Source organism: Pseudoalteromonas sp. RB2-MNA-CIBAN-0110, from assembly GCF_040309305.1.
GTDB lineage: Bacteria > Pseudomonadota > Gammaproteobacteria > Enterobacterales > Alteromonadaceae > Pseudoalteromonas > Pseudoalteromonas arctica.
The window spans coordinates 82,655-102,385 of sequence record NZ_JBEOOQ010000002.1 but is presented as its reverse complement, the minus strand read 5'-3'; the positions used below and the strand labels follow the sequence as shown (position 1 = coordinate 102,385).

The following is a 19,731-nucleotide window of genomic DNA, read 5'->3' as shown; positions in this document are numbered from 1 at the left end:
AGTGATCCTATATGAATATAATTTTTGATACGCAAAGTCTTTACTATCTCCCTCAGTATATCCCTGTATATAAAGAATTATGTAAAAATGGCATCAAAAGTAAATTTGTATTTTATAAAAATAGCCATGAACACTTAATCCAGCGTGTTATAGATGATTATGACTTAGAGCACATCTGGGTTAACGAACAACAACAATCAATTGCTTATTACGAAAATGAAAAAGCTGATTGGGTTTTTTTTGCTAACTCTTTTTGTTACCTAGACCGCTTACATAAAGTATCTAAAAGCGCTCAGCTCGGACATGGAATAGGCCCTAAATCAAGTTACTATACTAAGTCTAGTCAAGCAATGACAGTTAGGTTTGTTGAAGGTCAGTACAGACTAAACCGTTTAAAATCAATGTATCCAAATGATGAATTTGTTGATGTAGGCTTTTGCAAATTAGACCCTATTTTCAATAAGGAAAAAATTGATGGCACGTTAGAATTAACTAACTTTGATAATAAAAAACAAACTATTTTATACGCTCCTACATTTTATCCAAGCAGCTTAGAGTTATTTCCTGAAAATTGGCCGGAACATTTTGGCGATTACAACATCTTAATAAAACCTCATTACTTTTCTATTAGTAAAGAGCGTTATAAAAAACACGTGAAATTGCTAGATCATTGGTCAACGTATCCCAATGTATATTTAGCAAAAGTAGAAGATTATTCGTTAGTGCCTTTTTTAGATAAAGCAGATTTATTGATTAGTGATGCATCATCAGCTTTATTTGAATTTGCTCTGTTAAACAAGCCGGTCATTTGGTGCGATTTTTTGAAGTTGCGTTGGGGATACAAAGGAATATTTTCATATCGTTTTAAAAAGCGAATGGATCAAGATTATGGTGAGTATGCGAATGTTGCTATACACGCCAAAAAATATAAAAACCTTAAAAAGTTAGTTGAACAACAACTGGCTGAACCAGAAAGCTTAGCTAATATTAGATTGTCTTTATCAGAAAAGTTAGCGGGTAAAATGGACGGTAAAGCAAGTAACAGAATTGTTCAATATTTAATAAAAAATAAGTAACTATTACAAAAGTATTTGGATGTAATCGAACTACTAAAAGGATTTATAAACTCTAAATTATAATTGGGCTTTAGAAATGAAAAAAATTGGATATACAACGGGTGTTTTTGACTTATTCCACATAGGTCATTTAAATATTCTGAAAAGAGCCAAATTAGAGTGTGATTACTTAATTGTGGGTATTACTACCGATGAGTTAAGCAAGTCAGCTAAAAATAAAGAACCAGTGATTCCTTTTCAGGAGCGTATGGAAATAGTTGAAGCAATAAAATTTGTTGATGAAGTTGTTCCCCAGGTTAACTATGACAAAGAAGAAGCCTGGAACAACTTAAAGTTTGATAAAATGTTCGTGGGTGATGATTGGAAGGGCACCGATAAGTGGAACCAAATAGAAGCTGACTTTAAAAAGTTTAATGTTGAAATATGTTATTTCTCTTATACCTCTCATACATCTAGTACAAAATTAAGAAACGTATTAGACAAAATATGTAGTGCTAAATAATTAATGAAAAACCTAATTAGCTGTCAGCAATTACACGAGCAACTTAATAATCCTGCATTAGTGATATTTGATGCAGGTATGCTGCGCCCAGGTGTTTTGGGTACTTATTCGCCGCAAGCAATGCTGCCTAACGCTAAACGTTTTGACATAAAAAACGAATTGGCCGATAGATCAAATCCCTTACCAAGTACGGTATGCAGCGAGCAGCAGTTTACCCACGTGATGCAAAATGCAGGTGTAAATAACGACTCGTTTATAGTTGTATACGAAGATGGCGGTTTATTTAGTGCAGCTAGAGCGTGGTGGATGTTTAAAGCTATGGGGCATCACAATGTTAAAGTACTCAGTGGTGGTCTTAAAAAGTGGTTAGAGAGCGGTTACGCCATACAACAAGGTTATAGCAAAGCGTTAGGTAAAGGTGATTTTACGGCAAACTATAATTCTGAGTATTTTATTAATAGCCAACAAGTGGTTGACGCAATCGATGAGCCTAACACTGTGTTGCTAGATGCACGTGCTTATAAGCGTTTTACAGGCGAAGAAAGTGAACCCCGAAAAGGTATGCGTAGCGGGCATATCCCAAATAGTCGCTCGTTACCTTTTATGGATTTACTTAATAAAGGTGAAGCAAAACCACTTACTGAAATTAAAGCGATATTTAATGACGTGGTTGATGATGCGCAGCAGCTACAATTCAGCTGTGGATCAGGTATTACAGCGTGTGTTTTAGCGTTATTTGCTACTGAATGTGGTTACAGTAATTTAAGCGTTTATGATGGCTCGTGGAGTGAGTGGGGCGCAAGTGATTCATTGCCCATCGCCACGGGAGAAAAGTAGACGTGTTGGATATGTAAAGCTTGCTCACGTTAAAAGCGCAGCGCCTCTAAACCTCTTTGTGAATAACAGTATTTAAAAATATTACTCACAAGGAGAAGTGAAAGAGAAGAAAATGAGAAGGTAAAAACCAATGTTTGCTCGTATTTGAATACTATTTTTATACAATCGCTTACTCTAAAAGCGCAGCGCCTCTAAACCTCTTTGTGAATAACAGTACTTAAAAATATTACTCACAAGGAGAAGTGAAAGAGAAGAAAGTGAGAAGGTAAAAACCAGTGCTTACTCGTATTTGAATACTATTTTTATACAATAACTTACTCTAAAAGCGCAGCGCCTCTAAACCTCTTTGTGAATAACAGTACTTAAAAATATTATTCACAAGAAGAAGTGAAAGAGAAGAAAATGAGAAGGTAAAAACCAATGTTTGCTCGTATTTGTATTAAATGGTTTTTATTTTCTAAAACCATAAGGGCAATTTTTACAACCATTTTTGCAGCACGAACCACGCTTTAAAAAAAACCACTTACTAAATATCATGTAACCACTTTGCATGGTGTAGTCGAGCCCTTCAATTAAATTGTCGTTACCTCTAAATTGTTTTGCAAAGTCTATTTGAGTTTTAATAGGTTGTGTATAAACACCCTCTAAAAAAGTATTTATTTTATTAAGCGTGCACTTGCGGCATAAACAACTTGTTGCTGTGATATCTAGCGGTAAAATAGCCGGCAGCTCATTGCACCAACACGCTGATATATCGTCTACATTACACGTTAGAGTACGGTGGCATTTAGCGCAGTTAAGTTGAGTCATTATAATTCTTTTTAGTAACAGTGAGCCAAGAATAACAAATATTATGAATACACAAAAAGCATTAGCTGAATTTATTACATTTGGTGAGCAAAGGGACGAAGCTATATCGGTTATCGTTTCAAGCCCTGCTGATAGCAATAAAACTCATTATACTCTCTCAACCAAGGTTTTAATTGATGTACTTAAGCGCTGTTTAAGTGACGAAATAGACTTAGATGATTTAGAGCTTTGGGCAAACGTAATTGAATCGCGAGATGACATTGATTGTGCAGAGCACGAAGGTTTTATTTATGCACTCAGTAATAGTGAGCAAATGGGGGAGCTTAACCATCAAAAGATTGAGCAAATAGTTGCGTTAGTAAAAATTTGATTTGTTTAAAAAGCGAGGTGTAAAACCTCACCTACAATATATGCAACCCTGTAGGTGCGAATTTATTTCGCGCTCATGTAGCGTGGCTTTGGTGGTTAAAAAGCGAGGTGTAAAACCTCACCTACAAAAAAACCGCATTTCAATTGAATGCGGTTTTTTAAATTGAAGACAATCGTTTTAAGCGATTATTTATGATATCCCAAGCACGTTTCGACTTCGTTTTTAGAACCTAAAATAACGGCTACACGCTGGTGGATTGCATCAGGCTGAATATCCATAATACGCTCGGTACCGGTTGATGCGATACCGCCAGCTTGCTCTACTAACATAGCCATTGGATTTGCTTCGTAAAGTAGGCGTAATTTATTTGGCTTTTTAGGATCTTTAGTGTCACTAGGGTAAGTAAATAAACCACCACGGCTAAGTACACGATGCACATCGCCCACCATTGCTGCAATCCAGCGCATATTAAAGTTTTTAGCGCGCGGGCCTGTATCACCTGCTAGCAAATCATCGATGTAGTTTTGCATAGCTGGTTGCCAATGGCGTTGGTTAGACGTATTAATGGCAAATTCGTTTGTATCAGCAGGAATATCAGCAAAATCTTGTGTAAGTAAAAAGCTGCCTTGTGTTTTATCAAGGGTAAACATACGCGTGCCTTTACCTGTAGTCAGCGCAAGCATTGTTGACGGGCCGTAAAGTACGTAACCTGCTGCAACTTGCTTATGACCTGGCTGCATAAAAATGCTTTCGTCAGCGGCATCAGAACCTTCAGGCGCTTCCATAATAGAAAATATAGTACCGACAAGCGAGTTAATATCGGTATTTGACGAGCCATCCAATGGATCAAATGCCACTATAAATTTAGCGTCTGGGTTACCTGCTACTGTGTAGTCTTCTTCTTCAGAGGCGATTGCTTTAACCGTACCTGATTCCAGTAAAATATCTTTTAACAGCTGATTAGATAATACATCGAGCTTTTTTTGAGTTTCACCTTGAATGTTTTCATCAAGGGTTGAGCCCAATACGCCAGAAAGCGCGCCTTGACCAACGCGAAACGAAATTTCTTTACATGCCGCTAAAATTGTTCGAATTAATGATAAAAGTTCTCTTGAACAACCATCTTCAAGTAATACTGGAGGGAGTCTACGCATTCTATTTTCCTGATAACGTGTTAAAACCAATCATAATGTGAGAGAGATTAGCTTAGAGCGCTGAAATTCGTCTTAAATAACTGTATTGTTTAAATAGCACCCTATAATGGGACCACCTAATCGTACTTAAAACACAAATAACAAAGATAAGATTATGAAAAAAATACCACTACTAAGTTACATATTCTTTACTGTGCTGTGCTCTATCATAACTCAAGCGCACGCAGCAATTAAGTCAATTGATGAATTTACTACGCAAATGAATCATTTTCCGGGCTATTATTCGTTTTTTTACGATACCCAAAACGGAAAAGTATATTTAAAAGTTGATAAGTTTGAACAACAATTTTTACTGCAGCAAAGCTTGCCTTACGGTATTGGCTCTAACGACATAGGCCTTGATAGAGGTCAGCTTGGTAATACTCACCTTGTGCAGTTTGAGCGTTTTGGCGACAAAGTAATGCTGCGGGCTGTAAATACTTACTATCGTGCCAACACAAGTAACAAGGCCGAACAGCAAAGTATTAAAGAGGCGTTTGCATCAAGTATACTTGCTGGTTTTAAAGTGGTCGCAGAAGATAAAGCCACAGCACTTATTGATTACACACCTTATTTATTAAGTGATGTACACGGCGTAAGCCGAACGCTTGCGGCGCGTAAGCAAGGTAACTTTAGCCTTGATGAGTCACGTAGCGCCGTTTATATGAATCGCTCAAAAGCATTTGTAAAAAACACCGAGCTTGAAGCTGTACTTACATTTAAAGGCACAAAACCAGGTGAATTTGTTCGCCAAGTAAGTGCCGACCCATACTCACTTACCGTACACATGCACCATTCACTTATTCAATTACCAGACGATAACTACACGCCGCGCAAGTTTAATCCACAATCAGGTTTTTGGAGTATAGAACATAAAGATTACGCAGCGCCACTTGGCGAGTCAATGTATGTGCGTTATATACCGCGCCATCGTTTAACTAAAAAGGATTCAAGCTTACCTATTAGTGAACCTGTTAAACCAATTGTTTATTACCTTGATCCTGGCGTTCCAGAGCCCGTTAAAAGCGCTTTGCTTGAAGGTGGAAAGTGGTGGAACGACGCATTTACGGCGGCAGGATATAAAAATGCATTTATAGTAAAAGTGCTGCCAAGTAGCGCCGACCCTATGGATATTCGTTACAACGTCATTCAATGGGTACACCGTGCAACGCGTGGTTGGTCATACGGTAGTTCGGTAATCGACCCACGTACAGGTGAAATACTTAAAGGGCACGTAACACTCGGCTCATTGCGTGTTCGCCAAGATATTTTAATAGCCGAAGCTCTCGCTGCTCCTTATTCAAAAGGCAATGAAGTTGCTAAAAACTTGCAAGCAATGGCGCTTGATCGTATTCGCCAATTAAGCGCACATGAAATTGGCCACACGTTAGGTATTTCTCATAACTTTGCAGCATCGGTAGGGGATAGAGCCTCAGTAATGGATTACCCACATCCGCTACTTAGTTTTAATGAACAAGGTAAGCTTGATGTAACGCGCGGCTATGCAACAGGCATGGGCGTGTGGGATACCCAAGTAATTAAATATGGCTATAGCAATTTTACTAACCAAGATGAAAGCGCAGAACTTGCTGCTATTTTAAAAGAGAACAAAGCCAAAGGCCTTGAGTTTATATCAGATAGTGATGCTCGTGCTAAAGGTGGCGCGCATCCAACAGCTCATTTATGGGATAACGGCACTAATCCTTCGCAGGAGCTTTTAAGAGTACTCGACGTACGTAAAAAAGCGCTTTCGCAGTTTGGTATTAATAATATTAAAACGGGCGACTCATTATCGCAATTAGAAGAAAAACTAGTTCCGCTTTATCTGTTTCACCGTTTTCAGGTTGAGGCTGCAGTGAAACTTATAGCCGGTGTTGATTACGAATACGAAACACGCAGTGACTCACCCGTAAAAGGCGCACAAGTCGTTAATAAAAAAACACAGCAAGAAGCGGTAAACGCTATTTTTGCAACACTTAAGCCAAGTAACTTATTACTTCCTGAATCTGTGTTATCGCTAATTCCGCCAAAAGCATATGGCGAGTCTAAATCGCGCGAGAGCATAGTTGGGCGCACAGGGTTAACGCTCGATGCAATGGCATTACCCGAGGTTGCAGTGCAGCACAGCTTGTCGCTTTTATTAAATGCACAGCGTTTAAATCGCTTAGCGCAGCAACAAGCGCGTAGTAATGACTTTTATAGTTTAGATGAGTTACTTGAGGAACTATATAGCCAAGTGTTTAACGTGTCGTCACCTAATACAATGACAGGTAAAATAACTCAGCGTGTGCAATTTTTAACAGCAAAAGCCATGGCTGATTTAGTAGCAAGCGATAGTGCAAGCCCTGAAGTGCAAGCGCAGTTACGTTACTACTTAGTTAAGTTGAGTGAAGACTTTAACCAAAACTCCATGCTGAGCCATACAAGTACTGGCGAGAGTGCGTTTAAGCAATATTTAGCTGAGCAAGTAAATCAGTTTTTAATTAAAGGGCAATGGCCAAACAACTTTAAAGTGCTGCCAATCCCACCGGGCTCACCAATTTAGAATAAAAAGTAGAAGCGCTTATTTTTAATCAATCATAAAGCAAAACACCGAGTATATTTATACTCGGTGTTATTTTATTCTAAAAACGAATACGTACACTAAGACTTTATTTGCACTAAATCGTAATCGGCCATACCAGGTACTATTGCCTGTAAGCGAGATTCGGTTACATCGAGTGCGTTTAAACATTCGCAATACTCAGAAGCTTTAAGCTCTAATTGATGCGCCTTTTTTTGTAGCGACTTATCAATTTCTCTTGAGATAATATCCATGCGTTGGCCCATGTCGTTAATACGATCTTCTATATTACCTTCGCGCGATTTAAACGCATCTCCGAGTGATACCAAAATAGCACCTAACGATCCATGCACTGCAGAGTGAATTTGCTGGCTGATCTCTTTAGTAAAAAAATCATCTATTTGCGAAAGTGATTGAGGGGCTATAAAAAAGAAGTCATCGCCGCGCTTAAACTTATCCATTAGCGCGCGCTCTACATACTTTAGTTGTGTTTTTAGTACTTCAGGCTCTTTATCTGACATACCTTCAACTACGTGTTCAATAGCGCTTAAACCTAAGTTAACACCATCGGTAGCCAGGTTTACTAATTCGGGGACTGTGTGGCGAATACCATTACTAAACTGTTCGAGTACTTTGCTTTCGTCATCGCTTAAATCAACCCAATAACCGCGAATAAATAGTTGGTTATTGTTATTAATTTGTACACGAGTCTGGCCTTTATCTAATATGCGAATCGCATCGTCAGTAATAATTAAACCATGACGTAATTCAACATCGCATTGGGCTTGAGCAAAGACACTGCTGCTTGAGAGCGCTATGGACAACGCCAATATCGAACGAGATAGAAACGCCATAAACACCTCAAAAAGACTAAAATGGAAGGCGAGTAGGTTAACAAAAAAACAACTTTATGCAAGGGAAAATAAACCTATCAACTATCTCACACAATAGCTGTATAGAGCGCAGCTTGAGTTTTTAGATACGGCTATGTTGAGTAAAATCAACAGTACAACAAAGGACTTAGTATAAAGCTAAATAGGTAGTGTTAGCTCACATCTAAATAAGAACACGTGGTTTTAAAAATGAAGTTTAAATAGATACAGCTATTTAGTTAATTAAGCTTTTAATAGCTGACTCCAAATTTACTTTGGAGTCAGCTTAAAAGGCTAGCGGTTAAAAGCCAAAATCTCTAGTGTGAAACTACTATTAATCGAATTGCATCAAGTTGTAACTGCGTTTTTTCAATATACGTAGTTAGGTCGTTGCGTTGCTTATCGTAGAAGGTAATTTCTTCTTGGCGAATATTCGGGTTAATTTGCTTAAGGGCAACAAGTCGTTCTTGCTCTTCACTGAGTGACGTTTGCATTTTAACAAGCGACGCTGCACGAATAACTTCAAGTTTTTCTTGTGCCATATCTTTAGCGGTAGTAATCATAGGGTGAACAGCACTTTGCAATGCACCTGCAAGTTTACTTGCTGTTTGGCGGCCAACGGCTGATAACTGCTGATTAAAGCCTTCAAATGCCACATTCTCACCTAAATTATTACCTGCTTTATCTAGCAATATACGAATTGGTGTAGGCGGTAAAAAGCGACCAACTTGTAATACTTTTGGTGCCATTGCTTCTGCAACAAAAATAAGCTCAACAAAAAAGGTACCAGGCGGTAACTTTTTGTTTTTAAGCAATGCAACCGATGCGCTACCAAAGTCGTCGTCACAAATCATATCCATGGTGCCTTGCACCATTGGGTGATCCCAACTAACAAAGTGCACGTCTTCTTGTGAAAGCGCCGTGTCGCGATCAAAGGTAACGGTCATACCGTCTTCTTTAAGCGATGGGAATGATGGGTTTAACATATGTTCAGTCGGCTTTAAGATAATGGTATTTTCGCCTTTATCTTCTTGGCTTACGCCAAATGTGTCGAACACGTTGATCATGTAGCTTGGTAATTCAAACTGATTGTCGAGTTTTTCGATTTCAGCTACAAGTGAATCTGCAGCACCTTGACCCGATGAATGTAGCTCTAGTAAACGATCTCGTCCGCTTTCCATTTTTTTACGCAGTACTGCATTTTGCTGTGCTACTTGCTCAAGTAATGGATCGAGTTCGTCTTCATCGCAGTTATGCGCAGAAATATATTCAAGTAGATCATCACGGAACTCTTTATAAAGCATTTGGCCTGTTGACGAGGTAGATTCGAATGCGTCTAGACCTTCGTTGTACCAACGTAGCAATACTTCTTGAGCGGTGTTTTCAAAATATGGCACATGAATGTTCACATCTTGTGTTTGACCTATACGGTCTAATCGACCAATACGCTGCTCTAGTAAATCTGGGTTCAATGGTAAATCAAACAACACTAAGTGATGCGAGAACTGGAAGTTACGACCTTCTGAGCCAATTTCTGAACACAATAATATTTGTGCATTATCGTACTCGTCTGCAAAAAATGCAGCAGCGCGGTCACGCTCAATAATAGACATACCTTCGTGAAATACCGATGCTTTAATTGCTTCGCGCTCACGCAGTATTTGCTCAAGGCTGATAGCTGTTTCAGCTTTAGCACATATAAGCAGTACTTTTTCGCGCTTAAGCGTTTTAAGAGTGTCGATTAACCAATCTACACGTGGATCGAATAGACCCCAGCTTGCGCTTTCGCCTTCAAACTCTTGAAATATTTTTTCAGGAAAAAGAGCACGGTGTGCACTTAGTTCAGGGTTTTGAATGCCGCCCATGTTACCAAGAACCGACATAGCCGTTTTATACTGCTTTGGCAATGCCATTGGGTAGGCGTGTAATTTACGACTTGGGTAGCCATCAATGCCGCTGCGGCTATTTCTGAATAATATACGACCTGTGCCGTGGCGATCGAGCAGCATGTTAAGTATTTCTTTACGTGCTGGTAAATCACCTTGCTGTGCTTTTTCAAGAATATCAGTAATATCGGTTTCTTTTAATAGCTCAATTAGCGTGGCTTTGGCTGTGTCGTCTAGCCCTTGCTCTTGCAGTAATTGATTTGCAGCTTCAGCAACGTCTTTATAATTTGCTTCTTCTTCTTTAAACACGTCGTAGTCGTAAAAACGGTCAGGATCGAGTAACTGTAAACGTGCAAAGTGGCTGCTGTGACCAAGTTGATCAGGCGTTGCGGTAAGCAAAATAAGGCCCGGAATATCCTGGCTAAGCTCTGCCATACGTTGGTATTCTGAGCTTGGCTTGCCGTTATTTATACTTAGGTGATGGGCTTCATCTATAACTAGTAAATCCCAATCAGCAAGCGTTGCTTGTTCAAACCAGCGTTTTTTCTTGGTTAAAAACTCAAGACTGGTAAGTACCAATTGCTCTGTATCAAACACGTTTGGAGAATCTGCAAACGCTTCGTCGCAGCGTTCTTCATCAAAAATAGAAAAATGTAAGTTAAAGCGGCGTAGCATTTCTACTAACCATTGGTGCTGTAGATTTTCTGGTACAACAATAAGTACGCGGCTCGCACGACCACTAATAATTTGTTGATGTAGTATCATGCCCGCTTCAATTGTTTTACCAAGGCCTACTTCATCTGATAAAAGTACGCGTGGTGCAAAACGTTTGCCCACTTCTTGGGCAATGTAAAGCTGGTGAGGAATAAGATTAGCACGTTGACCAATTAAGCCTTTAATAGGCGATTGTTCACGTTCAAATTTATGTAACCACGTTTGGTAGCGAAGTGTATAGCGATCAAAACGATCGACTTGGCCCGCAAATAAACGATCTTGTGGTTTATTAAACTTAATAAAATGATCTAAAAAGGTTTCTTTAAGCTTGGCAGTTTCGCCGTTATCAACACGGCTGCCGTGATAACACAGTAACTCGCCTTGTACTTCAATAGACTCTACTTCTAATTCCCATTCTTCAACGCTTTTGATCACATCGCCAGGATTAAATGCCACACGGGTAACAGGTGCTTCTGCCGAAGAATAAACACGGCTCTCACCACTGGCAGGAAATAATATGCTGACCTGACGGCCTTCAATGGCAACAACTGTGCCTAATCCTAAATCTGACTCTGTATCACTGATCCAACGCTGACCTAAGGAAAAATTCATGTATGTCTCGTCTATGATGAAAAAGGCGGCTATGTTACCTGTAAGCTAACACCACTGCAAGGCGCTATTTGGCTCACTTTTAATTAATTTTGTAAGTGTTAATTATTACTATTAAAACAACTTGTTTATGACTCTTTTTTAGGTAAATCAAAACTAATTACAGTTTGTAATAAAACGGACTTTTATGCCAAATAGACTAAACTTACATTATGCCTTGGCAATTAAGTATTGCAGGTTTAAGTTTTGCCCGTTTTACTTAGTTATTTTGGTATAGCATAAAAATCATAAAACGTAAGGAAAGTGCTATGGAAAAAGCTTCGAACCTTGAAAGTAAAATGTATGTGCTAGATACCAACGTACTACTTCACGAACCCCTCGCTTATTTGTCTTTTCAAGAACATGACGTTGTAATTCCGATGACGGTGCTTGAAGAGCTCGACCACATAAAAGACAGAAAACACGACGTAAGCCGTGATGCGCGCGTCGCTATTCGTGGATTAGATGAAGTACTTAAAAATGCAACGTCCGAGCAAATGCTACAAGGCGTGGCGCTGCCGAGTAACAAAAAGGCAAAAGCGAGCTCTGCAGGTACCCTCATTATTGTAAACGACCATTTATTTGCCGACTCGATTTCTGGTTTGCCGGGTAACGAAAACGACCATCGTATTATTAATTGCGCCGTGTATTTACAAAAGCAGCACAGTGATTCAAAAGTTATATTAGTAACAAAAGACATAAACATGCGTTTAAAGGCCAAAGGCGCAGGGCTTAAATATGTTGAGGATTACCGTACCGATCAACTTATTGACGATATCAGCTTACTCACTAGTGGTTATAAAAAAATTGAAGGTGATTTTTGGGACCATGTAGGGGAATGTAATACGCAGCAACACGGACGAGATACGCTTCATCATGTGCCTAAAAACTTAATACCTGATGTATTTTGTAATGAATATTTACTTGATGGAGGGGATCAGTTTGCGGCGCGTGTTAAATCGTACGATGACGAGCACATAACGCTAAAAGATATTGGTGTTGAGCGTTTAATGCATCAACAAGCATGGGGCGTTAAGCCCAAAAATATTTATCAGGGAATGGCGCTTGATGCGCTGCTGGATACAAGTATTGAACTTGTTATTTTAACCGGCCCTGCGGGGTGTGGTAAAACCTTGTTAGCGCTTGCCAGCGCCCTTGAAATGGTCATCGAAAAAGGTATTTACGATAAAGTAATAGTTACCCGTAATACGCCAGAAATAGCAGAGTCCATTGGCTTTTTACCAGGCACCGAAGAGGAAAAAATGGCGCCATGGCTCGCAGCCATTACCGATACGCTGGAGGTATTGCACAAAGGCGACGAAAATCCGATATCAAGCCGAAACTACATTATGGAGAAGGCTAATGTTCAGTTTAAATCGGTTAACTTTATGCGTGGGCGTAGCATTCAAAATGCGGTGGTAATTTTAGATGAGAGCCAAAATTTAACGGCATCTCAACTTAAAACGATTATTACCCGCTGCGGCGAAGGTACTAAATTAATTTGTACGGGTAACTTGGCGCAAATTGATAGTAACTATTTAACGCCAGTAACATCGGGCTTAACGTATATAGTAGAGCGCTTTAAAAACTTTGAAGGCAGCGCAACTATAAACCTCAACGGTGTTGTACGTAGTCGCTTAGCGTCATTTGCAGAAGAAAATTTATAACTTGCGCTTAACAAATTGGCTCGATAGTCTATCGATTGATTTTCGAGCCAAATGGCAGGCAGTACATTGAATTTTTTACCTCTGAAGCATTATTATCGTTCATTATTTATTGCGCTTTTAGTGCCATTGATTGTCGCTTTTTTACTGTGCTTGCACTTATATAATATAAAGCTTGAGCGGACGGTTGAAAAACGCGAAGCCGATTTTACGAATGTTTCAGCACAGGTTACTCACGGGATGGAGTCGGTGAGTAATCTACTCACCACCATGTTTAGCTTATACGAACAAACGACCTATCCAAAAATAAACCAAAGCTTACTCGAGGGCATAAATCAATATGATGGTTACTATTACCGTCACTTTAGTGAGCAAGGCACTGAAATTGTAGGTAAGGGGGAGTTTGCGTTATCTGCTAAGGCATTAATGCAGTGGCAGCAGGCTATTACATTAGGGCCTTCGTTTAATACAACGCTTGCATTAATGCAGTCGTTATCGGGTGTAGCGTATGTTGATAATAATGGTTTTGCTTATGTAAGCAGGCGCAACAAAAGCCAAAGTTTAATGCTTACTGAAATTCTAAATGGAAAATTCAAGCCAAAATTTTCACCAAACAAACTTACTTCAAGTCCCATTGTTAAAGTGAATGATAAATCGTATTTTGCTATTGGCCGACAACGAAGCACTGGCTCAGCCGATTACATTATTTTGATTTATGATGTTCAGGCAATTTCTGGGTGGTTAAAAAAGGTTTCACCGAACAGTGGTGAATATGTTTTTATGAACCAATCACATCAAGTTATCGCCAGCTCTAAACAGTTAATAGAGCAAGCAACAGCATTAAAAAATTATTGGCCTGATTTGGCCCAGCACCATAGTAAAAAAACAGTATTAACTAGTGATAGTAATTACTTTATGCAGCCTATGGATGAGTTACCTATTCACGCAGCATTTTACGAGCACAAACCTCAATTAATAAGCCCAATTAAGTATGAAATACTATTAGAGTTTGCATTTTTAACGCTATTTTTAAGTATTATGTTTGGTGTGTTTTTTTGGTTAAGTCAGCGCATTTTTATTAAGCCAATGACTCACTTAATGTCGTACCTAGAGAGTAACGGTACACAGCAAGAAGTGCAGCTCGATTATAAAGTACCGCTGAGCTGGCAGCCTTGGTTTTCTAAAGTGAAGCGTGTATTTACTAAAAACAAACAGTTAGTTGATTCATTACAAAGTGCAAATAAAGCTCTGGACGACCAGGTTCAGTTGCAATCAGAAAAACTAAGCCGCAGTTACGAAGCAAAAGAGCGCCACTTGGCTTTGCTCAACACTATGCTAAACAGTGTGCCAGATCTTATTTATTTTAAAAATATTGATGGATCATTCTTAGGATGCAATAAAGCATTTGAGGCGTACATCGGTAAAGATCAAACTGCATTAGTCGGTAAATATGTAGATGATTTAGGTGATAACGATCAACAAATAAATGCGCTTGAAAAACAAGTATTACAAAATAGAAACAGTGTTGAACAGCGAATAGAAACCGATAAAAAAACGTATCAACTTACTATTGCACCTTTTTATAACGAGCACCAACATCTGTTGGGGACTATGGGTATTGGTCGCGATATTACCGAACAGCAACAAGCATTATTGGCCTTAAAAGCATCAGAATCTAAATTTAGAAGTGCGATTGAATTTGCGGCTAACTGTGTGGTTTTACTCTCGCTTGAGCACACAATATTACAAGTAAATAAAGCGGCAAGAAAGCAGTTTTTTGAACAGCCAGTACTGGTTGGTGAGCAGTTAAAAGCATTGTTTGACGATACTCAATGGCAGCAAATAAAAAGCACTTTAGCGCAATTGCTAGATGACAAAAAACGCGTATACCACTTAACGCTTGCTCAAGGGCGCTTAACAAGTTGGTTGCAACTGAGTGTATCGCTTGTATGGGATGAAAACCGCGACCCAGCTTATTATGTTATTCACATTCAGGATGTGAGCGCATTAACTAAATCAAAACTAGATGCCGAACGAGCAACCCTTGCTAAAAGTCGCTTTATAGCCAATTTAAGTCATGAAATACGCACTCCTCTTAACGCTGTTTTAGGGCTGCTCGATATGCTTATTGAGCAAGGATTAACGCAAAAGCAATTACAACAAACGGATCAAGCTAAGCATGCAGCACAAAGCTTGTTGCTAATGCTCAATAGAATGCTTGATTTTGCACGCATAGAAAGTTCGCAAACCGATTTAAAACAAGCATCTTTTAGTATGGTTGAGCTGGTGGATATTTGTGAAAGTTTAACGGCTCCATTGTGCGAAGGAAAAGGTATTGAATTTGTTATTGATATTGACCCGTTAATAGCGCCTGATTTGATATGCGACAGCATTCGCTTACAGCAAATATTAGGTAATTTATTAACAAATGCTGTTAAGTTTACAAAAACAGGTTCTATCACTTTAAAAATGGAACTTATTGAAAGCGATAGCCTAGAGCAACAGCATATTTGCTTTAAAGTAATTGATACCGGTATGGGCATAGATGAAGCCGATCAAAGGCGTTTATTTGACGCCTTTACGCAAGGTGATGAGTCTTCAACACGTATACATCATGGTGTTGGGTTAGGTTTAGCGATTGTTAAACATGCGGTGTCATTAATGGGAGGGGAGATTGCTTTAAAGAGTAAAAAAGGCCATGGCTGTGAGTTTTACTTCAGCGTTAGCTTTTTGGTTGATACCACTAAAAATACAATGTTACCGACTAATACATTGGCTATTTTATCGGATCAAAGTAAAGAGCTTAAGCAAGTAACAAATGCTTATACAGAGCTTGCTAATATTAATTTAGATGAAGTACTCAAATACCCAATTAAGCTCTCTAATACTCAGCAAATAATAATCGATGCGGCCGATTTACCTGCACTTTTAAATGTTGAAGCAATTAATGATTCGTTATCAGCTAAAGAAACATCGGTAATTATTATTAATCATCAGCACACACTTAATTTACCAACAAGTGAGCATTTAGCTGCGCATCACGTTAAAGCATCGGCATTGGGACAAAGGCTATTTAGCTTGAACTCTCAGCAACAGCCTACAGCTAGTACCAATGCCGTAATATATAATATTGCTGAAACTAAAGTTGATATATCGGGTCTACTTGTATTAGCCATTGATGATAATCAACTTAATTTAGAAATAATTAGCAGTGTATTACGCCAAGCAAACGTAAGTGTTGTTACCGCTTTAAGCGCATCTATCGGCATGGAATTATTGCAAGTTTTAAAGCCTGACTTAATATTGATGGATGTGCAAATGCCGCAAATAGATGGCTGCCAAGCTACGGCTTTAATTCGTCAACAGTTTGACGCAAAGCAACTGCCTATTTTTGCTTTAACGGCTCATTGTGAACCCGCTGATATTGAACGTTCTTTAAAGTGCGGTATGAATAAGCATTTAACTAAACCAGTTGTTGCTAAGGTACTTATTGATGCAATTGCCGATTTAAACTTAGTTAAACCAAGCTTTTTTGAAAAATCATTCGCATTAACGCAGTTTAGTATGGATGAAAAGCTCCTCAATACAATGATTGGTAAATTTGCTAATTTATGCGAAACCCAGCTATTGCAAATAGAAGAAACAACCAATAAGGATGATTTGGTACGCTTAGTGCATAGTATAAAAGGTGTAGCAGGTAATTTAGGTTTTAGACGATTGTCTCACTGTGCTTTATTGTGTGAAAGAACACTTAAAACAACTAACAAGCCTGTTGAAATAACACTGAAAGAGCTTATTATGCAGTTAGAACAGGTAATTGTTTTTATAAAAGGGGTAGGGGCTAGGGATGTCGAAAAGAGCTAAAGTACTTATTGTAGATGATGATCCAATCAACAGATTAGTACTTGAAAAAACACTTAAAGTAGAACACGACGTATTCTTAGTTGAAAGTGGTGAAAAAGCACTGACCTTTGTAAAAACTGCGCAAGTTGATTTAATTATCCTTGATGTGATTATGCCAGGAATTGACGGCTATGAAGTGCTTGTGCAACTTAAAGAAAATCCGATAACTCAATCGATCCCCGTTATATTTATATCAGCTAATCGTAGCCATGACGACGAAGCTAAGGGCCTAGAGCTCGGTGCTATGGATTATATCACCAAGCCATTTAGCCCTTCTATTGTGCGTGTTAGGGTTCGTAACCAATTACTTATAAAGCAAAAAAATGATCTGCTAGAGATGTTAGCCTCAATCGACGGCTTAACTGAAATCCCAAATAGACGCTACCTAGACGAAAACTTAGCTCGTGAATGGCGCCGAAGTAAACGCAGTGGAACCCCGCTATCGGTGTTACTTATGGATATAGACCACTTTAAGCGTTACAACGATTGCTACGGACATCGTGCTGGCGATGAATGTTTAAAGGATGTTGCACAAGCACTCGCAGCTCAATGTGAACGTGGTAGTGACTTTATAGCTCGTTATGGTGGTGAAGAATTTGCAGCTGTATTACCTGGAATGAATAGGCATGAAGCTATGGAGTTTGCTAACAAATTACGCAATGCTGTAAATGCTTTGAATATAGAACATAAAGGCTCATTAAATGCAGACCACATCACTATTAGTATAGGTATCGCTACCACTCAAAGTGGTAAAGTGTATGCTGAGCAAGCGTTATTAGAAGAGGCCGATTTAGGCCTATATGCCGCTAAAGATGCAGGGCGAGATAGAATAGTTGCACTCTAAAAACTTAATATACAAAAACGCCAATATTCATATATTGGCGTTTTTGTATCAAACATTTTTTATTGGTTACTGCGTGATCATACCTAAAGCGGTTTCACCAATGCCCACTAACTTATCATTTTTAAATACAAGTGGCGTACATTCATCTTTCGTTGTTTTAGAATCTGAATGCTTGCTATGAGTTACATAAAAAAGTACTTGGTATACATCGTCATCTTTTTTTAATAGCTCTGTGAAATTAGGCGTTTTTAATTGCGTCAAAACAGATTGGTAACTGCTATCCATTTTTAGCTCTGATATAGCTTCACGATTATTTTTATGTTGTGCTTGCCAGCTAGATGAATTCTTACCAGCCCAATGAGTCTCAGCTTCACCATCTGATACGGCAATAACACAGCCTGTTAAAAATGGAGCGATTAAAGCGGCTGCTAAAAGTGATTTTTTCATTTTTATTTACCTTAATAAGATTTTTAATTGGTTATTAGCTGTATTAAAGCAAAGAGTAGACCATATTTATAAGTTGTTATTAATCAGTTTGTTAAGTTAGTAAAGCTGTTTTTATCTAATAAAATACTAAATGTATTAGTAAAAACAGCCATTTTTTAGCTTATTTGATTACTACAATAAAATCACTACACCAAGCGGTTGCGTGATTCGCCTTTATTAAATGCAGCAATATTTAAACTTACTTCATTAATTAAACGCACAATAGATTCAGTACTTGCCCATGCTATATGTGGAGTAAGTAAAAGGTTATTACCTTTGTAATTAGCAAGTGGGTTTGAAAGCTCAGCTGGTTCTTTAGTTAGTACATCAACACCGGCTCCAGCAATTAGATTTTGCTCAAGCGCTGTTGCTAAATCGGATTCGTTAATAATTCCACCACGTGCTGTATTAATAATTATAGCGCTTGGCTTCATCATTTTAAGCTCATTAAGTGCAATTAAATCACGTGTTTCATCTGTTAGCGGACAGTGTACGCTGATTATATCGGCTGTTTTAATGACGTCTTCAAAAGGCGTACGACCGTCGCGACATTTAACACCTTTGCGCTCTGCAACAATAACATTTGCGCCAAATGCCTCAGCCACTTTAGCAACGCCTTTACCTAGCGTACCACCGCCTATAATGGCAAATGTTTTACCTTGTAAGTCGTTAAAGCTGTAATCGAGTATGCAAAACATTTCACTTTTTTGCCACGCGCCTTGCTGGCAATCCGCCTGATAGCGGTGTGTGTTACCCAGTAAGTTAGTAATTAAAGAAAACGTATGTTGAACAACAGAAGGTGTTGAATAGCCAGCTACATTAGTTACGGCAATACCAAATTCTTTAGCGGCTTCTAAATCAACATTATTAGTACCAGTTGCACTTACACAAATTAATTTAAGCTGCGTAAGTTTGCTAATCGTGTCGCGATTTAAAACGGCTTTATTAGTGATTAATACATCAGCACCTTGGCAATGTTCAATAACTTGCTCTGGGCTAGTAAGTTCATAAGTCGTTAATTTACCAAGTTGTTCAATACCAGTAAGAGACGTTTTAGCTAACGTTGCGTTATCAAGAATAGTAATGTTCATTATGAGCCCTAAAATAAGTGGATCTGAAAGAGTTAAAATCGTAAAAAGATGCCTACGATCCATCAAAAATCTAAAATACGAGCTTAAGGTACTACGAAAGAAAGGCTTTGTTAATGGTATTACTACCAAATGATTAGAGGGCTTTGTATTAGTGGTCTGCCCACTAGCAGATTGAGAACATGGTATTTTGCTAGACTGATCAGATTTTTGCACTTTTGAGCAAGCTCATGGTCATAGAAGGTAATTAAACTCGGCTTTAAAGCAAGTTGCTA

General features: G+C 38.6%; 14 protein-coding genes. 8 read left to right on the top strand and 6 right to left on the bottom strand.

Going from position 1 to position 19,731, the window contains the following annotated elements; translation table 11 throughout:
* The first annotated feature begins 11 nt into the window (after window positions 1-11).
* From AAEY68_RS01760 to AAEY68_RS01750, 3 genes are all read left to right on the top strand, one after another.
* On the top strand, window positions 12-1,076 hold the full coding sequence (locus AAEY68_RS01760) for a CDP-glycerol glycerophosphotransferase family protein (protein WP_024592822.1): 1,065 nt from the start codon (window positions 12-14) through the stop codon (window positions 1,074-1,076).
* Window positions 1,077-1,152: 76 nt separating this feature from the next.
* The gene (locus AAEY68_RS01755) at window positions 1,153-1,578 is read left to right on the top strand and encodes an FAD synthase family protein (protein WP_004335499.1); all 426 of its coding nucleotides are present in this window, start codon (window positions 1,153-1,155) and stop codon (window positions 1,576-1,578) included.
* 3 nt (window positions 1,579-1,581) lie between these two features.
* A complete protein-coding gene (locus AAEY68_RS01750) occupies window positions 1,582-2,415 on the top strand; it encodes a sulfurtransferase (protein ID WP_024592823.1) in 834 nt (277 codons plus the stop codon).
* Between the two features lie 450 nt (window positions 2,416-2,865).
* Here the strand turns inward: AAEY68_RS01750 and AAEY68_RS01745 are convergent, their stop codons facing one another.
* Complete coding sequence (locus AAEY68_RS01745; RefSeq protein WP_024592824.1) at window positions 2,866-3,225, bottom strand: DUF5522 domain-containing protein; 360 nt, start codon at window positions 3,223-3,225, stop codon at window positions 2,866-2,868.
* 43 nt (window positions 3,226-3,268) lie between these two features.
* On the opposite strand from AAEY68_RS01745, the gene AAEY68_RS01740 reads away from it, so the two are divergent.
* Window positions 3,269-3,595: a hypothetical protein gene (locus AAEY68_RS01740; RefSeq protein ID WP_024592825.1), complete on the top strand. Its 327-nt coding sequence runs from the start codon at window positions 3,269-3,271 to the stop codon at window positions 3,593-3,595.
* Between the two features lie 185 nt (window positions 3,596-3,780).
* On the opposite strand, the gene AAEY68_RS01735 is transcribed toward AAEY68_RS01740, so the two are convergent.
* The gene (locus tag AAEY68_RS01735) at window positions 3,781-4,749 is read right to left on the bottom strand and encodes a class 1 fructose-bisphosphatase (protein ID WP_024592826.1); all 969 of its coding nucleotides are present in this window, start codon (window positions 4,747-4,749) and stop codon (window positions 3,781-3,783) included.
* A 154-nt stretch (window positions 4,750-4,903) separates the two neighbouring features.
* On the opposite strand from AAEY68_RS01735, the gene AAEY68_RS01730 reads away from it, so the two are divergent.
* Window positions 4,904-7,333, top strand: coding sequence for a zinc-dependent metalloprotease (locus tag AAEY68_RS01730; protein ID WP_024592827.1), 2,430 nt, complete (start codon window positions 4,904-4,906; stop codon window positions 7,331-7,333).
* A 98-nt stretch (window positions 7,334-7,431) separates the two neighbouring features.
* On the opposite strand, the gene AAEY68_RS01725 is transcribed toward AAEY68_RS01730, so the two are convergent.
* Window positions 7,432-8,205, bottom strand: coding sequence for a YggN family protein (locus AAEY68_RS01725; RefSeq protein ID WP_007581974.1), 774 nt, complete (start codon window positions 8,203-8,205; stop codon window positions 7,432-7,434).
* 335 nt (window positions 8,206-8,540) lie between these two features.
* On the bottom strand, window positions 8,541-11,435 hold the full coding sequence (gene rapA / locus AAEY68_RS01720; protein WP_350585400.1) for an RNA polymerase-associated protein RapA: 2,895 nt from the start codon (window positions 11,433-11,435) through the stop codon (window positions 8,541-8,543).
* A gap of 305 nt (window positions 11,436-11,740) precedes the next feature.
* Between rapA and AAEY68_RS01715 the strand changes: the two genes are divergently transcribed.
* From AAEY68_RS01715 to AAEY68_RS01705, 3 genes are read left to right on the top strand one after another with little or no spacing between them, the layout of a single operon-like run.
* Window positions 11,741-13,138: a PhoH family protein gene (locus AAEY68_RS01715; RefSeq protein WP_024592828.1), complete on the top strand. Its 1,398-nt coding sequence runs from the start codon at window positions 11,741-11,743 to the stop codon at window positions 13,136-13,138.
* 51 nt (window positions 13,139-13,189) lie between these two features.
* Window positions 13,190-16,999 carry a PAS domain-containing hybrid sensor histidine kinase/response regulator gene (locus tag AAEY68_RS01710; protein ID WP_350585399.1) on the top strand — a complete coding sequence of 1,270 codons (3,810 nt, stop codon included), beginning with the start codon at window positions 13,190-13,192 and terminating at the stop codon, window positions 16,997-16,999.
* Window positions 16,983-17,882 (top strand): diguanylate cyclase, encoded by a 900-nt coding sequence (locus tag AAEY68_RS01705; RefSeq protein WP_007581985.1) that lies wholly within the window; start codon window positions 16,983-16,985, stop codon window positions 17,880-17,882. The genes AAEY68_RS01710 and AAEY68_RS01705 overlap by 17 nt, the downstream gene beginning before the upstream one ends.
* A gap of 66 nt (window positions 17,883-17,948) precedes the next feature.
* Here the strand turns inward: AAEY68_RS01705 and AAEY68_RS01700 are convergent, their stop codons facing one another.
* Window positions 17,949-18,329: a DUF3192 domain-containing protein gene (locus tag AAEY68_RS01700; RefSeq protein WP_024590666.1), complete on the bottom strand. Its 381-nt coding sequence runs from the start codon at window positions 18,327-18,329 to the stop codon at window positions 17,949-17,951.
* Window positions 18,330-18,514: 185 nt separating this feature from the next.
* Window positions 18,515-19,459 carry a D-2-hydroxyacid dehydrogenase gene (locus AAEY68_RS01695; RefSeq protein WP_007586942.1) on the bottom strand — a complete coding sequence of 315 codons (945 nt, stop codon included), beginning with the start codon at window positions 19,457-19,459 and terminating at the stop codon, window positions 18,515-18,517.
* Window positions 19,460-19,731 lie beyond the last annotated feature (272 nt).

Coding starts and splice junctions, on each gene's coding strand:
- AAEY68_RS01760 (WP_024592822.1), top strand. CDS start 12: ATGAATATAATTTTTGATACGCAAAGTCTTTACTATCTCCCTCAGTAT.
- AAEY68_RS01755 (WP_004335499.1), top strand. CDS start 1,153: ATGAAAAAAATTGGATATACAACGGGTGTTTTTGACTTATTCCACATA.
- AAEY68_RS01750 (WP_024592823.1), top strand. CDS start 1,582: ATGAAAAACCTAATTAGCTGTCAGCAATTACACGAGCAACTTAATAAT.
- AAEY68_RS01745 (WP_024592824.1), bottom strand. CDS start 3,225: ATGACTCAACTTAACTGCGCTAAATGCCACCGTACTCTAACGTGTAAT.
- AAEY68_RS01740 (WP_024592825.1), top strand. CDS start 3,269: ATGAATACACAAAAAGCATTAGCTGAATTTATTACATTTGGTGAGCAA.
- AAEY68_RS01735 (WP_024592826.1), bottom strand. CDS start 4,749: ATGCGTAGACTCCCTCCAGTATTACTTGAAGATGGTTGTTCAAGAGAA.
- AAEY68_RS01730 (WP_024592827.1), top strand. CDS start 4,904: ATGAAAAAAATACCACTACTAAGTTACATATTCTTTACTGTGCTGTGC.
- AAEY68_RS01725 (WP_007581974.1), bottom strand. CDS start 8,205: ATGGCGTTTCTATCTCGTTCGATATTGGCGTTGTCCATAGCGCTCTCA.
- rapA (WP_350585400.1), bottom strand. CDS start 11,435: ATGAATTTTTCCTTAGGTCAGCGTTGGATCAGTGATACAGAGTCAGAT.
- AAEY68_RS01715 (WP_024592828.1), top strand. CDS start 11,741: ATGGAAAAAGCTTCGAACCTTGAAAGTAAAATGTATGTGCTAGATACC.
- AAEY68_RS01710 (WP_350585399.1), top strand. CDS start 13,190: ATGGCAGGCAGTACATTGAATTTTTTACCTCTGAAGCATTATTATCGT.
- AAEY68_RS01705 (WP_007581985.1), top strand. CDS start 16,983: ATGTCGAAAAGAGCTAAAGTACTTATTGTAGATGATGATCCAATCAAC.
- AAEY68_RS01700 (WP_024590666.1), bottom strand. CDS start 18,329: ATGAAAAAATCACTTTTAGCAGCCGCTTTAATCGCTCCATTTTTAACA.
- AAEY68_RS01695 (WP_007586942.1), bottom strand. CDS start 19,459: ATGAACATTACTATTCTTGATAACGCAACGTTAGCTAAAACGTCTCTT.